This is a genomic window from Ruegeria sp. HKCCD9138, from assembly GCF_057220975.1.
Genome location: NZ_JBWVAZ010000001.1, coordinates 150,429 through 166,506 on the forward strand (window position 1 = coordinate 150,429; position 16,078 = coordinate 166,506).

Sequence of the window (16,078 nt, forward strand, 5' to 3'; positions counted from 1 at the left end):
ACAAGAATTGTCGACAAGGAGTTCCCAAGTGCAGGCTCAAGCACGCAGTATTTCGGTCCGGCGGGACGAGAGTGTTGGTTTCATGCGGCTGATGTGGCTGATCTTTGCCACGATGCTGCTTGTTCTGGCGCAGACCCTTGCAGCACAGGCCCGTGGTGAAAGCCTGGCGCCGCTGGCGGAAAAGATCAGCCCAGCGGTTGTCAACATTACCACAAGCACGCTGATCGAAGGTCAGACCGGCCCGCGGGGGATCGTGCCCGAGGGCTCTCCGTTCGAGGACTTCTTCCGCGAGTTTCAGGACCGAAACGGTGACGACGAAAACCGGCCGCGCCGCAGCAACGCTCTGGGGTCGGGTTTCGTGATCTCCGAGGACGGCTATATCGTCACGAACAATCATGTCATCGCGGAAGCCGATGAAATTCTTGTGGAATTCTTTCCCGGCGACGGGCAGCCGGCCAAGGAATTGCCGGCCAAGGTGATTGGTACCGATGACAAGACCGACATCGCGTTGCTTAAGGTCGAGGCGTCATCGCCGTTGCAGTATGTCAAGTTTGGCGACAGCGATACGGCTCGTGTCGGAGATTGGGTTATCGCCATGGGCAACCCTCTGGGTCAGGGCTTCTCGGTTTCGGCGGGGATTGTGTCGGCGCGGAACCGGGCGCTTAGCGGGTCGTATGACGATTACATTCAGACTGACGCGGCGATCAACCGGGGTAACTCGGGTGGGCCGCTGTTCAATATGGATGGCGAGGTCATCGGAGTGAATACCGCGATTCTGTCACCCAACGGGGGGTCAATCGGCATCGGGTTTTCGATGGCGTCGAACGTTGTCATCAAGGTTGTCGACCAGTTGCGTGAGTTCGGTGAGACTCGCAGGGGATGGCTGGGTGTTCGGATTCAGGACGTAACCGAAGACATGGCCGAAGCGATGGGCCTGGACAAGCCCGGCGGTGCGCTGATCAGCGATGTGCCGGAAGGCCCCGCCAAAGAGGCTGGTCTGCTGGCCGGAGACGTAATCATCAGCTTTGACGGCGTCGAGGTTGAGGACACACGTGGGCTGGTCCGTCAGGTGGGTGAAACCACCGTTGGCAAGTCGGTGCGTGTTGTTGTCCACCGCGACGGCGGTACCCAGACCGTATTGGTGACGTTGGGTCGCCGTGAGGATGCCGAACGTACGGAGAATGGCGAAGAAGAGACTCCGCAGGTCGAAGAAGAGGAAAACAAGGACATCCTTGGCCTCACGATTTCACCGTTGACCGATACACTGCGCGAGGATTTGGGGCTGGATGCGGATGCCGAGGGCTTGGTCGTGTCCAATGTTGACGAGGCGTCCGAGGCGTTCTCCAAGGGCTTGCGTGCGGGTGATGTGATCACCGAAGCCGGGCAGCAGAAGGTAACCTCGATCGACGATCTTGAGGCACGCATGGAAGAGGCGCGAGAGGCCGGGCGAAAGTCGCTGCTGCTGCTGGTTCGTCGTGGCGGAGAGCCTCGTTTCGTTGCGCTGAGCCTGCAAGAATAAGCAGCCCAAAACCCAAGATGGGAGCCTGGGGGGCATCCTCCAGGCTTTTGCCATGAATACCGTAATGCGTGGTTTAGTTACTTTCTTATTCCGGCCCTAAATTTGTTCAATCGGTGGAATCCTGACGCCGCAAGCCGGATGCACGCGGCGCATTCCCGGCGTTCGGTGATACAAATCGCAGCGACTGGTGCAAGTTGTGCCCGGTGTTACAGGTCATCTGTGCCACGACGACTGGTTCTTGCAGCCATGATACCTGCGTTATCCGTCTCGTCCGGGTTCGTTGGGATCGCTGGAGAACAATGCGATTTTGTTCCCTTGAGGGTCGCGAAGGTAACCAACATAGAAATGGGGTCCATACGAGTCGCGAAAGCCCGGTTGGCCATCGTCAAAGCCGCCTGCGGCGAGCGCGGCGGCGTGAAGGTCACGAACCTGCTTTTGACTGCGCGCCTCGAAGGCAACCATAGTGCCGTTTCCAGCCGAAGCCGGACGTCCATCAAAGGGTGACTTAACGTAGAACTCCGGCATCAGGGGAAACTGACCCGGCTTAGCAGGCAGCGCGTAACTCAAGTCTCCATGGTACTTTTCCAGCTCGTAACCAAGGGCTGGCAGGAACGCAGAGTAAAACCGTTCCGCGCGAGCGATGTCGTCAACACCGACGGTGACGTAGGCAATCATTCTGCGCACCTTTCAGGACGTCTGGTCATGGCAACGGATTAATTTCGCCAGGGTAGGCCAACATACGCACCCGCTCAAGAACGGCCTTTTGTCGAGCGGCTTTTCAGATCCAACCTTGGCACAAAAACGCCGGATGGCCGCTTTTTCCGTCACGTCGGGCATCAGACCGCATCATGACGATGACAGCATTGCGAAACAACTCAGATACCGCGCTTGGGTATCCTACTTCAGCCGAGGCAAGTGCCACGGATCTGCTACCCATCCGACGCATTCAGCGAAACGACTTTCGGGAAAAGAACTGTGCAAAAAAAGAAGAAGCCATATGCCGGAGAAGGCATATGGCTCTGGTACAGGGAGAGACTGGTGGACAGATATCGGGGATGATAGAACCAGCCTCCTACGGTAACGGGGTTAACCATACGGCGAATCTGATGTCAGGTATGTGAAGCGGATCACAGGGCTGAGATTTTAAATCAGATCGGATTCTGCCAGCTGTTTCAGCGCATCGAAATCATGGATTTGCAGCCCGCCACGTGAGGCTTCGACCACATTGCTGCGTTTCCAGGTCGAGATCGTTTTCGAAACTGCTTCGCGTGTGGCGCCGACAAACTCGGCCAGTTCGCTTTGCGACAGCGTGATGCGCGATGAGGGGTGTTCCTGTTGCCCGGCCAGCAGCAACAGTTTCCTTGCCAGTCGGACCGGCATGGGCAGAAAGACCTGCTCGTTGAGCTGAGCGCCCATCCATCGCATACGCAGACCGGCCAACCGGATCATGTCAACCGCAAGATCGGGATGCTGCCTGATCTGCTCCATCACGTCGTTTCTTCGCACGCGCAGGACGCGGGCCGGTCCGGTCGCGGTGATCGTCGCAGTGCGTGGGCCATTGTCGAACAGGGCGATTTCACCAAAAACCTCGCCAGGACCCATGAGGCTGAGTGACAGTTTCCGCCCACTCATTGCCAGAAATGACGCCTCTAGCGTGCCTTCCAGAATGGCATAAAGTGCGTCGCCTTCATCATCCTGTTCAAACAAGACCTCTCCACGAGCCAGAGCAAGCTCGGAGGCCTGCGCAGAGAGCATTTCCCGCAGCTCGTCGGATGCTTCGGACAGAAAACCACTATTGGGAAAAGCCGTCATGGTGCGAGCAGTACTCCGGTTGAGTATTTTGAGTGGTTCCTCAACTTTCCACAGCTTGCGCATTAAGCCAAGGGTTTTGTCTGTTAACCCTGTCAACAGGCGTCATTTTACTGCTGATCGGTGTCTTCCATATAGCGTTGCAGCAGGTTGAATTGCATCATCAGGAACGCCATCAAGGCAATGGGAAAGCCGAAGGTTTCGATCTTGACCCACAGGTCGGTCGACATGGTACGCCAAACAAGCTCATTCGCCACGGCAAGAACCGCAAAACAGGCGCAAAGACGGCGTGTCAGGATCATCCAGCCTTCATTGCGCATGGGCAGCATTTCGTCCAGCACATAGGCCAAATACGATTTGCCCTGTAGCAATCCTATGCCAAGGATCACCGAGAAGAATCCATAGACCAGCGTAGTCTTCATCTTGAAGAACCGCTCGTCATTGAACCATGCGGTCAGGCCGCCGAAGAAGATGACCATGAAAGCGGTGAATATCTGCATCTTGCTAAGCTTACCCGTCAGGAACCACAGGATACCCATTGCGGCCAGCATAAGTGGCACGAACAGAATGGTGGCGACGATGAACCCGGAATACTCGATCCCACCGATCTGAAAGCTGTCGTCGCGCAGGCGCAGATAGATGAAGAAAAAAGCCAGCGGGGGGCCGAGTTCCAGTACCTGTTTCAAAAACGGATTGATCTCTTTATTGCCTGTCATGCTTTGCGTCCTGCTGATTACCCGCCCATTTCAACTATTACGGCGCCGAGTGCAATCAATGCCATCAACGCAATGCGTCTGGGACCGACGGTTTCTTTCAATATCAGCCAGCCGATGAGTGCCGCGAAGACGGTGGAGGTTTCGCGCAGCACGGCGGCTTCTCCGACCTTGTCCAGTCGGGTGGCCAGCATGATGGATCCGAAGGATAGAGGGGCGATGATGCCTCCGGCCAGACCGCGCAGCATCAGCGGGCCAAGCGCGGGGCGATTGAACATCGCGCGCCATCTGAGTGCCGCATAGAACGGCATCGCCGCGCCGTCGATCATGAAGAACCAGGCGAGAAAGGTGAAAGGATCGGCGGTGGCGCGGATGCCATAGGCGTCATAGGTGGTGTAGAGCGCCACGAACAGGCCCGTGACAATGGCCAAGGTCAGTGCTATGCCCAGCGTTTCACGGTTGGTTTCAAGAAAGCGGAAATTATAGGCAGCCAGACCGTAGATACCCACCAGAAGGGTGGCAACGCCCAACCATTGAACGGCCGAGAAGGTTTCGCCAAACAGTAAATAGGCACCGATGACGGTGAACAGAGGTCCGGTGCCGCGCACGACCGGATAGACCACCGTGTACGAGCCCTTGGAGTACGCCATCGCCTGCAGGGTCTTGTAAGCAATGTGAATCAGCCAGACGACGAAAAAAATGGGCCACATATAGGGCTCCGGCCACGGAACCACGAAAAATGCGAAAGGCGCGGCCATCAGGCAATAGCAGGCGTCTATGGCCCCGCGGGACAGCCAGGGGTCGTGTCGGCCTTTTTGCAAGGCCCCAAAAGCTGCGTGCAGAAACGCCGCCATCAGCGCAAGGCCAAGGGCGAGGTGATGACCTGATTCGGTGCCTTCAAGTGAGATCAGCCAGTCGCTCAAATGTCAGGTCTTTTCGCTGGGCCGAGAGGGTGGGGGGCTGTCTGCCCCCCACGCCCCCCGAGGATATTTTTGGCCAGATGAAGATCGGATCAGGTGGGTTCCAGACCGGTGAGGGCAGCGGCGAAGTCTTCGGGGTCGAATGGGGCGAGATCGTCAATCTGCTCACCAACGCCGATTGCATGGATGGGAAGGCCGAACTTGTCCGCCAGCGCAACCAGAACGCCGCCTTTGGCAGTGCCGTCGAGTTTGGTCATCACCAGGCCCGAGACATCCGCCAGCTTGCGGAAGGTTTCCACCTGGCTCAGGGCGTTCTGGCCAGTGGTGGCGTCAAGCACCAGAAGGGTGTTGTGGGGTGCGGTTTCGTCGATCTTGCGAATGACGCGGACAATCTTGGCCAGTTCTTCCATCAGGTCGGCGCGGTTTTGCAGGCGGCCGGCGGTGTCGATCATCAGCAGGTCGGCGCCGTCCTGCTGGGCGCGAGTCAGGGCGTCGAAAGCGAGGCTGGCGGGGTCGGAGCCTTCCGGTGCGGTCAGCACGGGCACCCCGGCGCGGTCGCCCCAGACCTGAAGCTGTTCGACAGCGGCGGCGCGGAAGGTGTCTCCGGCGGCGATGACCACCTTTTTGCCTGCAGCCTTGAACTGACTGGCCAGTTTGCCGATGGTCGTGGTTTTGCCCGAGCCGTTGACCCCAACGACCAGAACCACCTGCGGGCGTTTGGGATAGATCGGCAGGGGTTTGGCGACAGGCTCCATCACGCGGGCCACTTCCTGCGCCAAAAGCTGCTTGATCTCCCGGGTAGAGAGTTTGCGGCCATAGCGTCCTTCGGCCATGTTCGCGGTGACGCGCAGGGCGGTGTCGACGCCCATATCCGAGGCGATCAGAAGCTCTTCGAGCTGTTCCAGCATGTCGTCGTCGAGCGTGCGGCGGACAACCGCGCGGTCGTCGCCGCGACTGAACAGGCGACCCAACAGGCCCTTGGATTCGGGAACCTCTGGCGGTGGCGGGGCAGGCGTTGGATCGACGGGGATCGGGGCCGGTGGTTCAACCGGCTGTGGTACAGGCCCTGGGCTTGGAACTTCGGGGACCGGTTGCGGTTCGGGCTCGGGGTCTGGAATGACCGGGTCCGGGTCCGGGGTTTCTTCGCCGCCATCCTCGACAATTGCGTCGAGCCCCTGTTCAAGGCGCGACGAGGATTTGAACAGCTTGTCCTTCAGCTTGGAAAAAAACGCCATTTTTGGTCTCCGCAGGTGTTCTCCTCACCTAATGCGGAATTGCGGCAGTTGCAAAGGGTCCCGAAAATGCAAACAGGAATCCGGCCTGTGCACACCAATAAAGCACCCAGACCAGATAGGGCGTTAGTTTCAAGGCCGGGTGGTCAGCCGGTAACAGAAATTTCTCGGTTGCCAGTATCAGGTCTGACGCGATGAAGGCCAGTGCCGCAGGAAAAGCCCAGCGCATTGCGCCGACCTCGGGCAGGGCGAGAACACTGATACCCATGCCGAGGATGATGGGGATATAGGCTAGTACCGGGCCTTTGAGCTCTCCGGCACGTGGGGCGAGCAACGTTGCCATGACGATACCGAGCAGGATCAGCGACCAGAATATGCCGGGTTTTTCGAGAATTAGACCGGTGACGCTTGCCGGATGGGTCAGAAACAGGGCGATATAGGCCAGGTGGCCGGCGGCAAAGGTTCCGATACCGGCCATGAAGGTCGCATCGGTCTCGCGAGACAGCAAGGCATCTCCGATGGCGCAAAGCGCAAGCGCCAGTACCAGTAGCCAGGGTGCGGCCTGTACCAGGGCCAACACCGCCAGCAGCGCAACGGAAGCGGTTTTGGCTATGCTGCGCAATGCGCTGGCTGGTCGGGCAGTCAGAGGCAGATAGGCCAGTGCGCAAAAGAGGGCGGCGATAAAGAGGACCTGTGTCATTTGATGGTTTCCTGTTTTGTTGCGCCGCTTTAAGTCTCTTCCGGTGTTGGGCGGCAACTCAAGCCGTGACGTGGAGTTAACCACGTGAACGAATAAACGTTAATTGGTGTCATGGCCGAGCATCTGCCAGAATGAGTGAATGTTCAGACGCTTGTTGATTCTTTTCCTGCTATCCGCCCAACTTGCCGCTGCACAATCGCCTATGTCCGGGGACGAGTTCGACAGCTACACGCGCGGAAAGACGTTGTTCTACGGATATGAAGGGCAGATCTATGGTGTGGAACGGTATCTGCCGAACCGGCGGGTGATCTGGTCGTTCCTGGATGGCGATTGCAAGGAAGGCGTTTGGTACGAGCGAGAGGACCAGATTTGTTTCCTTTACGAGGACCGGCCAGACCCGCAGTGCTGGGTTTTTACGCAGTCGGGTGGCGGGCTGATCGCGCAGTTCGAGGGGGATCCGACCGCAACGGAGCTCTATGAGGCCTCGGATATCGGCGAAGAAATGGTGTGCCTTGGCCCTGATATTGGCGTCTGATGCTAGGTCGCTCGAAGTTCTTGGTAGCTGATCATGACGTGCTCCTGATACGCCGGCCTGTCGGTCAACCTGTCGTAGTACCTGCGCAGATGGCACAGACGAGCACGCGGAATGTCGATGTCGTAATAACGGAACAAAATGTGGCCGAGCTGAATATCGGCCAGTGTCAGGTTTGAACCTGCGATGTAGTCGCTTTCCGCCAGGATGCTGTCAGCGATCTCGAGTTTGCCTTCCAGAGTAGTGACGGCTGCCAGTACGGCTGTCTCGTTCCTTTGCGATGGTGCAGTTCGGACGGTCTGCCAGAAAACCGGGACCGTGAAGGCCATGGCCACGTTGATTTTTGCCCATTCGGCCCATTTGTCCACTTCGGCCCGCTGCACGGGATCACGGGGCCAGAATGCTTCGGCGCCATACTGGCCGGCGAGATAGCGCAGGATCGGACCGGTTTCCCAAAGCGGTGGATTGTCGCCGTCCTGCAAAACCGGGATGGTCCGGTTTGGATTAAGCTTCCGGAAGAATTCAGTATCCAGCCCCCCGAAGCGGTGGCCCAAGTCGTGACGCCGGTATTCAAGACCAAGCTCACCGATACACCACATCAGGGCTTGAACATTGGACGAGGTTTTGCGGCCCCAGATCGTTAGCATGGGTTAGAACAACGACCCTTGATCCGGAGGATCGGGTTTCGATTTTTTTACGGTGGTCTTGGATGATCCTACTGTTTGCAGTCGGCCATCAGAGAATTCGATTTCGAGTGCCGCGTGGCCGGCGGCTTGGGCCTTTGTCGTGACAACTTCTCCTTCGGCGCGCACGACCGCGTAGCCCCGATCCAGCGTCGCCTTGTAGCTGAGCGTTTCGCGCAGGCGGTCCGTGGCCTCAAGCTGTTGGCGCAGGCGGTCCAGTCGGGTGGACTGGGCCGTGTTCAACCGCTCGGTCAGACGGATCAGCGTGTCGCGCCGTGTTGTCAGCTCACGCTGAATGGGACGCAGCGACAGGCGTGTGGACAGGTTGCGCCAGCGGTCGCGCCGCGTTTCCACGACGCCGCGCAAAGTCGAAGGGCGCAGATGGGCCGAGATGTCCAGCAATTTCAGACGGCGGGTCTGAACGCCTCGGATCAAGGCGTTGGGCAGACGTTCGGATATCTGATCCAGTCGCTGCCGGGGGGTATCCAGCAGGGTATCAGCGCGCGGAAGGGCGCGGGACAGATCGCGCAGGCGCTGGCTGCGGCGTTGAACTGCGTCCGAGGCAGAGCGTGCCAGACGCGCGCCCTGTTCGCCGGTCCAGGCCAGCAGCTCCATCCTGACCGGAACGGCCAGTTCCGCCGCTGCAGTTGGGGTTGGCGCACGCCTGTCCGAGACAAAGTCGATCAGTGTGGTGTCGGTCTCGTGCCCGACAGCCGAGATCAGGGGAATGTCCGAGGCGGCAGCGGCCCGGGCAACGATTTCTTCGTTAAAACCCCAGAGGTCCTCGATCGACCCGCCACCACGCGCGACGATGATCAGATCGGGGCGCGGCAATGCGCCGCCGGGCGTAAGCTGGTTGAAGCCGTCGATTGCCCGAGCGACCTCGGGCGCGCAATTGCTGCCCTGTACAGCGACCGGCCAGATCAGCACCTTGCGCGGAAAACGGTCGCGCAGGCGGTGCAGGATGTCGCGGATCACCGCGCCTGAAGGAGAGGTCACAACACCGATGATCTTCGGCAGATAGGGCAGCGGCTTCTTACGCTCGGGCGCGAACAGCCCTTCGGTCTCAAGTTGTTTCTTACGCTTCTCCAGCAGCGCCATAAGTGCGCCCTGTCCGGCGACGGCAACCTCATCAACATTCATGTTGTATTTCGATTGTGCGCCAAAGGCGGTAAGGCGCCCGGTGACGACCACCTCAAGCCCTTCTTCCGGAACCACCGACAACCCTGAAATCTGACCCTTCCACGTGGTGCAGGCGAGCACGTTCCGGTCATCTTTGATGTCATAGTACAAATGCCCGGAACGCGCTTTGAACACGCGCCCAACTTCTCCGCGCACACGGATTCGTCCGAACGAGCCTTCCAGGGTGCGTTTCACCTCGCCAGAAATCTCGGAAACCGTGTATTCGGGGGTATTTTGACCCGGAAGCGGGTCGTCGAGCAGGTCGGACATTTCAGCGCCTTGTGTCAAATGCCCGCCCAGCTTAGAACGCCCCGCAAGCGAGGCCAAGCAGATCGGAGAGCATTCATGAACATCCTCATTCTCGGCGGCGGTGGGCGCGAACACAGCCTGGCCTGGGCGGTGATGCAGAACCCTAAATGCGACCGGCTGATCGTGGCACCGGGCAATGCCGGGATCGCGCAAATCGCCGATTGCGCGGCGCTGGATATCGAGAATGGCGGGGCTGTGGTCAGTTTTGCCGAAGAAAATGCCATTGATTTCGTGATCGTCGGCCCCGAGGCCCCCCTGGCCGCGGGTGTAGCCGACCGTTTGCGCGAAGCCGGCATTCTGGTTTTTGGCCCTTCGGCCCAGGCAGCCCGGCTGGAGGCGTCAAAGAGCTTCACCAAGGAAATTTGTGATGCAGCGGGAGCGCCCACAGCGGCCTATGCCCGGTTCACCGAGGCGGAACCTGCCAGAACCTATATCCGTGAGCAGGGTGCCCCGATTGTGGTCAAAGCCGATGGTCTGGCAGCCGGCAAAGGTGTGATCGTTGCCATGGACGAACAGACTGCCCTGGATGCCATCGACGATATGTTCGGCGGTGCTTTTGGCGGGGCCGGGGCTGAGGTTGTCGTCGAGGAGTTCATGGAGGGCGAGGAGGCCTCTCTGTTTGTGCTGTGCGATGGTGAAAACATCCTTTCGGTCGGCACTGCGCAGGACCACAAGCGTGTGGGCGAGGGCGATACCGGTCTGAACACCGGCGGCATGGGCGCGTATTCTCCGGCGCCCGTTTTGAGCGCCGAAATCGAAGCCCGCGCGATGGATGAGATTGTGCGGCCGACCATGGCCGAAATGAAACGCCGGGGCATGCCGTTTCAAGGTGTTTTGTACGCAGGTTTGATGATCAAGGACGGGCAGCCCCGGTTGGTGGAGTACAACGTCCGCTTTGGCGATCCGGAATGCCAGGTACTGATGATGCGCCTCGGGGCGCAGGCGATGGATCTAATGCACGCTGCCGCCGAGGGGCGGTTGAACGAGGCCCGGGTAAACTGGGCCGACGATCACGCGATGACGGTAGTGATGGCCGCCAACGGTTACCCCGGGTCATATGAAAAGGGTACGTTGATTAGTGGGTTGGACGCTTTGCCTGAAGACAGCATGAATATGGTTTTTCATGCGGGAACCAAACTGGCCGACGGCAAACTTCAGGCGTCGGGCGGTCGCGTTCTGAATGTCACGGCTCGCGGCGATACTCTGCACGAAGCGCGGGATCGGGCTTACGCGATGGTGGAAGGTGTCGACTGGCCGGATGGCTTCTATCGCCGCGACATCGGCTGGCGAGCGCTCTGACCGGGGGCTCCCGCGCCCTGTTGCTGCATCAAAGATGCATCGCCAAAGGCCTTGGGCCGGGCAGCTCGCTGTCGCGGGCTGCGGTTGGTTCATGACGAGCAGCTCAATTCACGTTCCATCGTGCCTTGCGAAAAGCGACCAAGTGACGTCTCTACCCAGCCCTCATTGAATCGCACACTCACAATGTCGCGCCAGTCGGCACTGGCGATGATGAGTTCTAGGCCTGTGCCACAATCCCTTACGCCGCCGGAGATAAAGTCTTCGCCGATCCGATGATTGGTCAGGCCCGGCCGTATGGCGATCTCTGTCAGAGCGCCGTCCACAAACCGCCAGATGCGAAGCGTTTTTGCAAGGTGAGGGCGGTCGATATAGGCAATTTCGATATTGCCGTCACCGTCCAGATCGGCGGCACCAATCGGGGCGAGCCAGCGGAACCGGGTGCCGATATGGGGTGTTGCAGCAATCTTTTGACCGCGCGCGTCGTAGATCGCCAGTTGCGCTCCTGTGCTGTCTTGGGATTCAACGACGATGGCTTCGCGCGACCCGTCCAGATCAACGTCCACTAACCGGGGCGCCAAGTCTTCGAAAACTCGATCTGATGGAAGTCGAATAATCTCGACCTTGCCATCGACCGTCAGTTCAAGCGCGCCATACTCGATATTGTCGCCCAATACACCGTGGGCATAGCGCGTGGTGGGTTCCGTGAAACGGGCACTGTCGATTGTGTCGGCTGCGGGCATTGAGGCAATACCTGCCGGCCACAGGCTCAACAGCAGCAGCGCGCCGCGAGCCCGGCCTGGCCACAGGCAAGCGGGCAGACGCGGCGCTTTGGTGCGCATCAGATCTGCTTTTCGGGCATCTGTACGATCAGGCCGTCCAACGCATCGGTGACCTTGATCTGGCAGGTCAGGCGCGAGCGGGCGGGGTCGGGCTCATAGGCGAAGTCCAGCATGTCTTCTTCCATGTCATCCTTGCCGGGGATTTTCTCGACCCAGTCGGGGTGGATGTAGACATGGCAGGTCGAACAGGCGCATGCGCCGCCGCAATCGGCTTCGATGCCGGGGATGTTGTTGTCACGGGCCCCTTCCATGACGGTCAGTCCGTTGGCGACCTCGACTGTGTGTTCGGTACCGCCATGCTCGACATAGGTGATCTTTGCCATTGCGTGCGTCTTCCTTTTGCGATGTTCGAAACGTTGTTTAGTGAAGGGATTTAGGTCTTTCCAGCCTCATTTGCGACTCAGCGTGCCGCGACTGGACTTTCCTCCCTTTTGTTCTATCTTTGTTCTCATGCTTGTTGTCCCTGTCCGCCCCGCATCCCCAAACAGCGGCTGGCCGCGCCCGCCCGCCTGCCTGCCCGCCTGTCAACTGGACGCCCCACCCGAAGGTGCGCGGGTGGCGGTGGCGGGGCTGGTGATCCTGCGGCAGAGACCGGGGACGGCCAAAGGGGTGATCTTTGTCACCCTTGAGGATGAGACCGGTGTCGTGAACGTGGTGGTCTGGCGCAAGATCTACGAACGCTTCCGTCGCGCGGTGATTTCGGGGCGGCTGTTGCGGGTGACGGGGCGGATGCAGCGGGCGCATTCTGTAACCCATGTGATTGCGGAAGAGATCGAGGATATCTCGGGCATGTTGGATGTACTGGTGCAGGGGGAAGGCTAAGGTCTTAACGGCAAACGGGTCCGCCGCGACGGCGCGCCGTATCAAAGTGGAAATGCCCCTTGTGATACTGGTCCGCATCGGGGCCGAGCACCGTACCGAACAGACCACAGGCGCCACCGTGTAGCCTGCGCATGACCTCGCCCAAATCTTCGTCGTCCCATCCGTCGCGAACGTTGATGATGGTGCCATCCTTCAACACAAAAGAGGCGATATCGATCGCTCGACCCCTGGCATGTTCGGACAGGCGTGCGCGGGGTTGGTTGTTCTGCGTCTTGCAGGAATAGTGACCGACAAGCCGCATCCCAATCAAGCCACCGCCATAGTCGGCAAAAGCCGGTTTGGCGACGACTTCTATCCATGTCTTGAACGTAATCGCCGTTTCGCAATCCATCAGCGCAAACTGGCTGAGCATGATGTCAGAAACCAGGTGAATCCGAACCGGGTCGGCAATCCCGCATCCCCGATACCGTCCAGAAATAGGTTCGAGTGTTTCACCCAGAATGGTCCAGTCACTGCACACCGCGCCACGCTCGCGTAGTTTCTCGCGCCCGACTGCGATCAGGCCGAATTTGCAGGGTCGCAGCGCTGGCCTCAGTGAGACCAATACCTCCGGGTTGGATTTTGCAGATGCGTCTTCGGCAAGTGGTTCTTCGTCACTGATCGGCTCGTACGCAATCAGGTGGGAGGGTTGAGCGAGCGGGCTTTCGGCGCAATCCTGTGCGGCAATTGCCGGACCGGCCCAAAGTATCAGAAATGTGGCCAATGCCCTCATAACTCAGCGTTTTCCTTCTTTGGCGCCAAATCCTTATCTGCGTGGCCCAGCTAAAGTAGAGCGAATGTTCGAATTAAAACAAGTATGAACCCCGATTTCTGCTTGTTTCAAATGGGTTACGTGACATCGCGTACCATATGCAGATGCAAACCAATCCCATGCGCTTCGTCCAGTGCCGGAACACGGGTTTCAACCTCAACCTGAAACCCGGTGTGCCGGTAAAAACCAACGGCCTCATTGTCTGCTGCGACATCAAGGCAAATCTGGGTGCACCCGTTTGCAAGAGCCCGTGTTTCCGCCTCATTCAACAGTTGGGCAGCGATGCCTCCGCCTTGTGCCCGTGGGCTTACGGCAAACTCAAGAATATAGTAGGAACCCTTCCGTGGAGCCGGGAAAAGGCGATCCATCCAATGCAGCGCGGATTGTAAATGCTGCGCGTCTTTGTCCCCAAGGGCAGATGCCTGACATTCCAGTGAAAAGTCGAAGTTTGCTGAATATTCATCTTCTGTATGGCCAATAAGCAGCCCAACAACTTCGCCATTGTCCGATGCGGTAAAGGCATTTCTATGCGAGAATAAGCCCTGTTTTTCGGGCCATTCGCAGCCGATAATGCTGTGCAAGACGGCCTCGTTTCCAAACATATACCCATTCAGTTTCGGATCAGTGCTCCAAAGGAGATTTGCCAGGTCCTGTGGCGATACAGATGTTGACGCAGGCGCTATTACGACGGTCAAATTGATGCTCCTGAGATGGATTTCCTTCTAATCGGTTTTGAAATTCACGCGCATTCTGTTTGCTCAGAATTGCAAGTTTAGGGCAGTTCTGGTGTGATCCAGACTAGCCACACCGCTTGGAGTTTATCAACATAGTCACTGACCTCACCTTTTGAACAAAACCCGCTGCGCCTGCCTGTCCCGATGATCCCCACGCAGTTCGGCATGCAGCGCACGGCCTGCCTGAACCCCCGGGCGGGCGCTCATCATCTCCAGCCAGCGGGCAAAGTGAGGTTTGTCGTCCAGCACCTGCTGCTGACCTTCCCACAGGCTGGCCCAGCCCCAGATGGACATGTCAGCGATGGAGTAGAAATCGCCCGCAACATACTCGTTTTCCGCCAATCTCCGGTCCAGCACGCCATAAAGACGACCGACTTCGGTGCGGTAGCGGTCCTTGGCATAGGGCAGGTCCTGCGGCGGGTCCAGTTGCGGGGCGTATTTCAGGAAGTGATGCGCCTGGCCGGCCATCGGGCCGACGCCGCCCATCTGCCACATCAACCACTCTTCGACGGCAATCCGGTCACGTTCGGTTTCGCCATAGAAACGCCCGGTCTTGCGGGCCAGATACATCAGGATCGCACCGCTTTCGAACACGGAAACGGGGGCTCCGTCCGGTCCGTCCGGGTCCATGATGGCTGGCATTCTGTTGTTGGGAGAGATTTTCAGGAATTCAGGGTCGAACTGCTCACCCTTCCCGATATTGACCAAATGAGTGGTATAGGGCAGCTCCATCTCTTCCAATGCGATGGACACTTTCCAGCCGTTCGGCGTGGGCCAGAAATACAGATCGATCATGGCATCTCCTCAGGTTGAGGAAATCATGAGGCTTTCTGAGCAAACGGCAAGAGCTGTTGCAGGCGGGGTATCGCAAAAAGCCGTGACCAGCGGCGGTGGGTTTGGGGTGGAAGACCGCGGCGCAGGGTCTCAAGGCAAATTCGCTCGGGATGACGCAGAAGGCAGTTGTAGACGCGCAATACACCGGGGCGGGTGTAGCTGGACCAATGGCAAATACGGCGCTGTGGGGCGGCAATCGGGTGGATCATCGAAGACAAATGATCCAGCGTCGCGTCGCAGTCGATTTGCAGCGTAACGGCATTTGGGGCTTCGAGACCGTTGCCGATGCTCCGATCGCCCAATTTGGGAGGCTGGACCAGGCGCTCGTAAAGAAAATCGAACAAATCGTTCTCGCGACTGGTGATATTGATCAGTTCAGCCTTTTGTCCGGCCGGAGTTGCAAGCGCTTCCAATGCCCGGGAGCGATAGGCAGCTCCGGTCATTGAGATGATACGGTCCAATGCGCCCGGTGGGATGTGATGCAGGGCTTCCAGGACCAGTTCCGTACCCAGGGAGTGTCCGATGAAATGGATCGGGCGGTTTGGGTTCAACTGATGCAGATCGGAAATGAGGCGCGCCAGGCTGCGACCGGCTGAACCGGCCCGTCTTTGGGCAGCCCATAGCGGCCCTCGGGCATCCCATCCGAATGCGACGGCAAGCCCCTCGTCCTCGAAACCCGAATCGAATCCCAACTGTTGTGGCCAGCTCGGGCTGTAGCAAGCCGGGTCTCGAGATTGCAGCGCCAGGATTTGCCTGTGCGGACAGGCGGTTGCGGCATCCGGACGATATTTGTAGCCGTGGGTCATTATGATGACTGGCCCCTCGGTGTCACGCGTCTGTCGCAAGGCGTTGTGCAGGGGGCGGGGGCTGCCGTGCAGCCGTACGGTGTCGCCGATGGCGTTGATCCTGATCACTGGCATTGCTCTGCCTCACACAAGATGTTGTGGTGCCGATCTTTCACAACGCTATGACGATTGCGTGAATGTCAGGTTACAGAACCGTGACGATGCATTCGGAATGCTTGACGCCCACTCACCTGAGGCGTAAAGGCAACAGCATCACGTGGCGATTTGTTACCGGATTGCGGGCCACGCTAAACAACACCGCTAAAAGGTCAGGATGAAAGACCCCTTTCGCTTG

At 58.7% G+C, this 16,078-nt stretch carries 18 protein-coding genes and 1 riboswitch; of the genes, 4 read left to right on the forward strand and 14 right to left on the reverse strand.

Annotation, left to right across the window (positions count from 1 at the left end; translation table 11 throughout):
• Positions 1-82 precede the first annotated feature (82 nt).
• Positions 83-1,519: a DegQ family serine endoprotease gene (locus AC2TEL_RS00800; RefSeq protein WP_480901848.1), complete on the forward strand. Its 1,437-nt coding sequence runs from the start codon at positions 83-85 to the stop codon at positions 1,517-1,519.
• Positions 1,520-1,777: 258 nt separating this feature from the next.
• On the opposite strand, the gene AC2TEL_RS00805 is transcribed toward AC2TEL_RS00800, so the two are convergent.
• From AC2TEL_RS00805 to AC2TEL_RS00830, 6 genes are all read right to left on the reverse strand, one after another.
• Positions 1,778-2,194, reverse strand: a complete 417-nt coding sequence (locus tag AC2TEL_RS00805) for a VOC family protein (RefSeq protein WP_480842382.1) — start codon at positions 2,192-2,194, stop codon at positions 1,778-1,780.
• Between the two features lie 468 nt (positions 2,195-2,662).
• Positions 2,663-3,331, reverse strand: coding sequence for a Crp/Fnr family transcriptional regulator (locus tag AC2TEL_RS00810; RefSeq protein ID WP_480842380.1), 669 nt, complete (start codon positions 3,329-3,331; stop codon positions 2,663-2,665).
• A 107-nt stretch (positions 3,332-3,438) separates the two neighbouring features.
• Positions 3,439-4,044: an inner membrane-spanning protein YciB gene (locus AC2TEL_RS00815; protein ID WP_480901426.1), complete on the reverse strand. Its 606-nt coding sequence runs from the start codon at positions 4,042-4,044 to the stop codon at positions 3,439-3,441.
• Positions 4,045-4,061: 17 nt separating this feature from the next.
• The gene (locus AC2TEL_RS00820) at positions 4,062-4,964 is read right to left on the reverse strand and encodes an EamA family transporter (RefSeq protein WP_480901427.1); all 903 of its coding nucleotides are present in this window, start codon (positions 4,962-4,964) and stop codon (positions 4,062-4,064) included.
• Between the two features lie 89 nt (positions 4,965-5,053).
• A complete protein-coding gene (ftsY, locus tag AC2TEL_RS00825) occupies positions 5,054-6,196 on the reverse strand; it encodes a signal recognition particle-docking protein FtsY (protein ID WP_480901429.1) in 1,143 nt (380 codons plus the stop codon).
• Positions 6,197-6,224: 28 nt separating this feature from the next.
• Positions 6,225-6,893 (reverse strand): lysoplasmalogenase family protein, encoded by a 669-nt coding sequence (locus tag AC2TEL_RS00830; RefSeq protein WP_480842373.1) that lies wholly within the window; start codon positions 6,891-6,893, stop codon positions 6,225-6,227.
• Between the two features lie 139 nt (positions 6,894-7,032).
• Between AC2TEL_RS00830 and AC2TEL_RS00835 the strand changes: the two genes are divergently transcribed.
• Complete coding sequence (locus AC2TEL_RS00835; RefSeq protein ID WP_480842371.1) at positions 7,033-7,428, forward strand: hypothetical protein; 396 nt, start codon at positions 7,033-7,035, stop codon at positions 7,426-7,428.
• Between the two features lie 2 nt (positions 7,429-7,430).
• Here AC2TEL_RS00835 and AC2TEL_RS00840 read toward each other — a convergent pair whose 3' ends face one another.
• Positions 7,431-8,072, reverse strand: a complete 642-nt coding sequence (locus tag AC2TEL_RS00840; protein ID WP_480861896.1) for a glutathione S-transferase family protein — start codon at positions 8,070-8,072, stop codon at positions 7,431-7,433.
• 3 nt (positions 8,073-8,075) lie between these two features.
• Entirely contained in the window at positions 8,076-9,560 is a 1,485-nt protein-coding gene (xseA, locus tag AC2TEL_RS00845; RefSeq protein ID WP_480842367.1) for an exodeoxyribonuclease VII large subunit, read from the reverse strand.
• 75 nt (positions 9,561-9,635) lie between these two features.
• Here xseA and purD point away from each other — a divergent pair, with 75 nt between their 5' ends.
• Positions 9,636-10,898, forward strand: a complete 1,263-nt coding sequence (gene purD / locus AC2TEL_RS00850; protein WP_480901430.1) for a phosphoribosylamine--glycine ligase — start codon at positions 9,636-9,638, stop codon at positions 10,896-10,898.
• A gap of 89 nt (positions 10,899-10,987) precedes the next feature.
• Here the strand turns inward: purD and AC2TEL_RS00855 are convergent, their stop codons facing one another.
• Together AC2TEL_RS00855 and AC2TEL_RS00860 are read right to left on the reverse strand one after the other, a co-directional pair.
• Complete coding sequence (locus tag AC2TEL_RS00855; RefSeq protein ID WP_480842363.1) at positions 10,988-11,737, reverse strand: FG-GAP repeat domain-containing protein; 750 nt, start codon at positions 11,735-11,737, stop codon at positions 10,988-10,990.
• Positions 11,737-12,060: a 2Fe-2S iron-sulfur cluster-binding protein gene (locus AC2TEL_RS00860; RefSeq protein WP_480842361.1), complete on the reverse strand. Its 324-nt coding sequence runs from the start codon at positions 12,058-12,060 to the stop codon at positions 11,737-11,739. The genes AC2TEL_RS00855 and AC2TEL_RS00860 overlap by 1 nt, the downstream gene beginning before the upstream one ends.
• 127 nt (positions 12,061-12,187) lie before the next feature.
• Between AC2TEL_RS00860 and AC2TEL_RS00865 the strand changes: the two genes are divergently transcribed.
• On the forward strand, positions 12,188-12,559 hold the full coding sequence (locus AC2TEL_RS00865) for an OB-fold nucleic acid binding domain-containing protein (RefSeq protein WP_480842359.1): 372 nt from the start codon (positions 12,188-12,190) through the stop codon (positions 12,557-12,559).
• Positions 12,560-12,563: 4 nt separating this feature from the next.
• Here the strand turns inward: AC2TEL_RS00865 and AC2TEL_RS00870 are convergent, their stop codons facing one another.
• The 4 genes from AC2TEL_RS00870 to AC2TEL_RS00885 form a co-directional block, all read right to left on the reverse strand.
• Positions 12,564-13,331: an extensin-like domain-containing protein gene (locus tag AC2TEL_RS00870; protein ID WP_480842357.1), complete on the reverse strand. Its 768-nt coding sequence runs from the start codon at positions 13,329-13,331 to the stop codon at positions 12,564-12,566.
• 116 nt (positions 13,332-13,447) lie between these two features.
• Complete coding sequence (locus tag AC2TEL_RS00875; protein WP_480851643.1) at positions 13,448-13,972, reverse strand: GNAT family N-acetyltransferase; 525 nt, start codon at positions 13,970-13,972, stop codon at positions 13,448-13,450.
• A gap of 237 nt (positions 13,973-14,209) precedes the next feature.
• Positions 14,210-14,899 (reverse strand): glutathione S-transferase N-terminal domain-containing protein, encoded by a 690-nt coding sequence (locus AC2TEL_RS00880; protein WP_480842353.1) that lies wholly within the window; start codon positions 14,897-14,899, stop codon positions 14,210-14,212.
• Positions 14,900-14,922: 23 nt separating this feature from the next.
• Positions 14,923-15,858, reverse strand: coding sequence for an alpha/beta hydrolase (locus AC2TEL_RS00885; protein WP_480901432.1), 936 nt, complete (start codon positions 15,856-15,858; stop codon positions 14,923-14,925).
• A gap of 132 nt (positions 15,859-15,990) precedes the next feature.
• A riboswitch (SAM riboswitch) is annotated at positions 15,991-16,068 on the forward strand.
• Positions 16,069-16,078 lie beyond the last annotated feature (10 nt).

Coding starts and splice junctions, on each gene's coding strand:
- xseA (WP_480842367.1), bottom strand. CDS start 9,560: ATGTCCGACCTGCTCGACGACCCGCTTCCGGGTCAAAATACCCCCGAA.
- AC2TEL_RS00815 (WP_480901426.1), bottom strand. CDS start 4,044: ATGACAGGCAATAAAGAGATCAATCCGTTTTTGAAACAGGTACTGGAA.
- AC2TEL_RS00830 (WP_480842373.1), bottom strand. CDS start 6,893: ATGACACAGGTCCTCTTTATCGCCGCCCTCTTTTGCGCACTGGCCTAT.
- AC2TEL_RS00870 (WP_480842357.1), bottom strand. CDS start 13,331: ATGAGGGCATTGGCCACATTTCTGATACTTTGGGCCGGTCCGGCAATT.
- ftsY (WP_480901429.1), bottom strand. CDS start 6,196: ATGGCGTTTTTTTCCAAGCTGAAGGACAAGCTGTTCAAATCCTCGTCG.
- purD (WP_480901430.1), top strand. CDS start 9,636: ATGAACATCCTCATTCTCGGCGGCGGTGGGCGCGAACACAGCCTGGCC.
- AC2TEL_RS00810 (WP_480842380.1), bottom strand. CDS start 3,331: ATGACGGCTTTTCCCAATAGTGGTTTTCTGTCCGAAGCATCCGACGAG.
- AC2TEL_RS00800 (WP_480901848.1), top strand. CDS start 83: ATGCGGCTGATGTGGCTGATCTTTGCCACGATGCTGCTTGTTCTGGCG.
- AC2TEL_RS00840 (WP_480861896.1), bottom strand. CDS start 8,072: ATGCTAACGATCTGGGGCCGCAAAACCTCGTCCAATGTTCAAGCCCTG.
- AC2TEL_RS00885 (WP_480901432.1), bottom strand. CDS start 15,858: ATGCCAGTGATCAGGATCAACGCCATCGGCGACACCGTACGGCTGCAC.
- AC2TEL_RS00865 (WP_480842359.1), top strand. CDS start 12,188: ATGCTTGTTGTCCCTGTCCGCCCCGCATCCCCAAACAGCGGCTGGCCG.
- AC2TEL_RS00805 (WP_480842382.1), bottom strand. CDS start 2,194: ATGATTGCCTACGTCACCGTCGGTGTTGACGACATCGCTCGCGCGGAA.
- AC2TEL_RS00835 (WP_480842371.1), top strand. CDS start 7,033: ATGTTCAGACGCTTGTTGATTCTTTTCCTGCTATCCGCCCAACTTGCC.
- AC2TEL_RS00855 (WP_480842363.1), bottom strand. CDS start 11,737: ATGCGCACCAAAGCGCCGCGTCTGCCCGCTTGCCTGTGGCCAGGCCGG.
- AC2TEL_RS00860 (WP_480842361.1), bottom strand. CDS start 12,060: ATGGCAAAGATCACCTATGTCGAGCATGGCGGTACCGAACACACAGTC.
- AC2TEL_RS00880 (WP_480842353.1), bottom strand. CDS start 14,899: ATGATCGATCTGTATTTCTGGCCCACGCCGAACGGCTGGAAAGTGTCC.
- AC2TEL_RS00875 (WP_480851643.1), bottom strand. CDS start 13,972: ATGTTTGGAAACGAGGCCGTCTTGCACAGCATTATCGGCTGCGAATGG.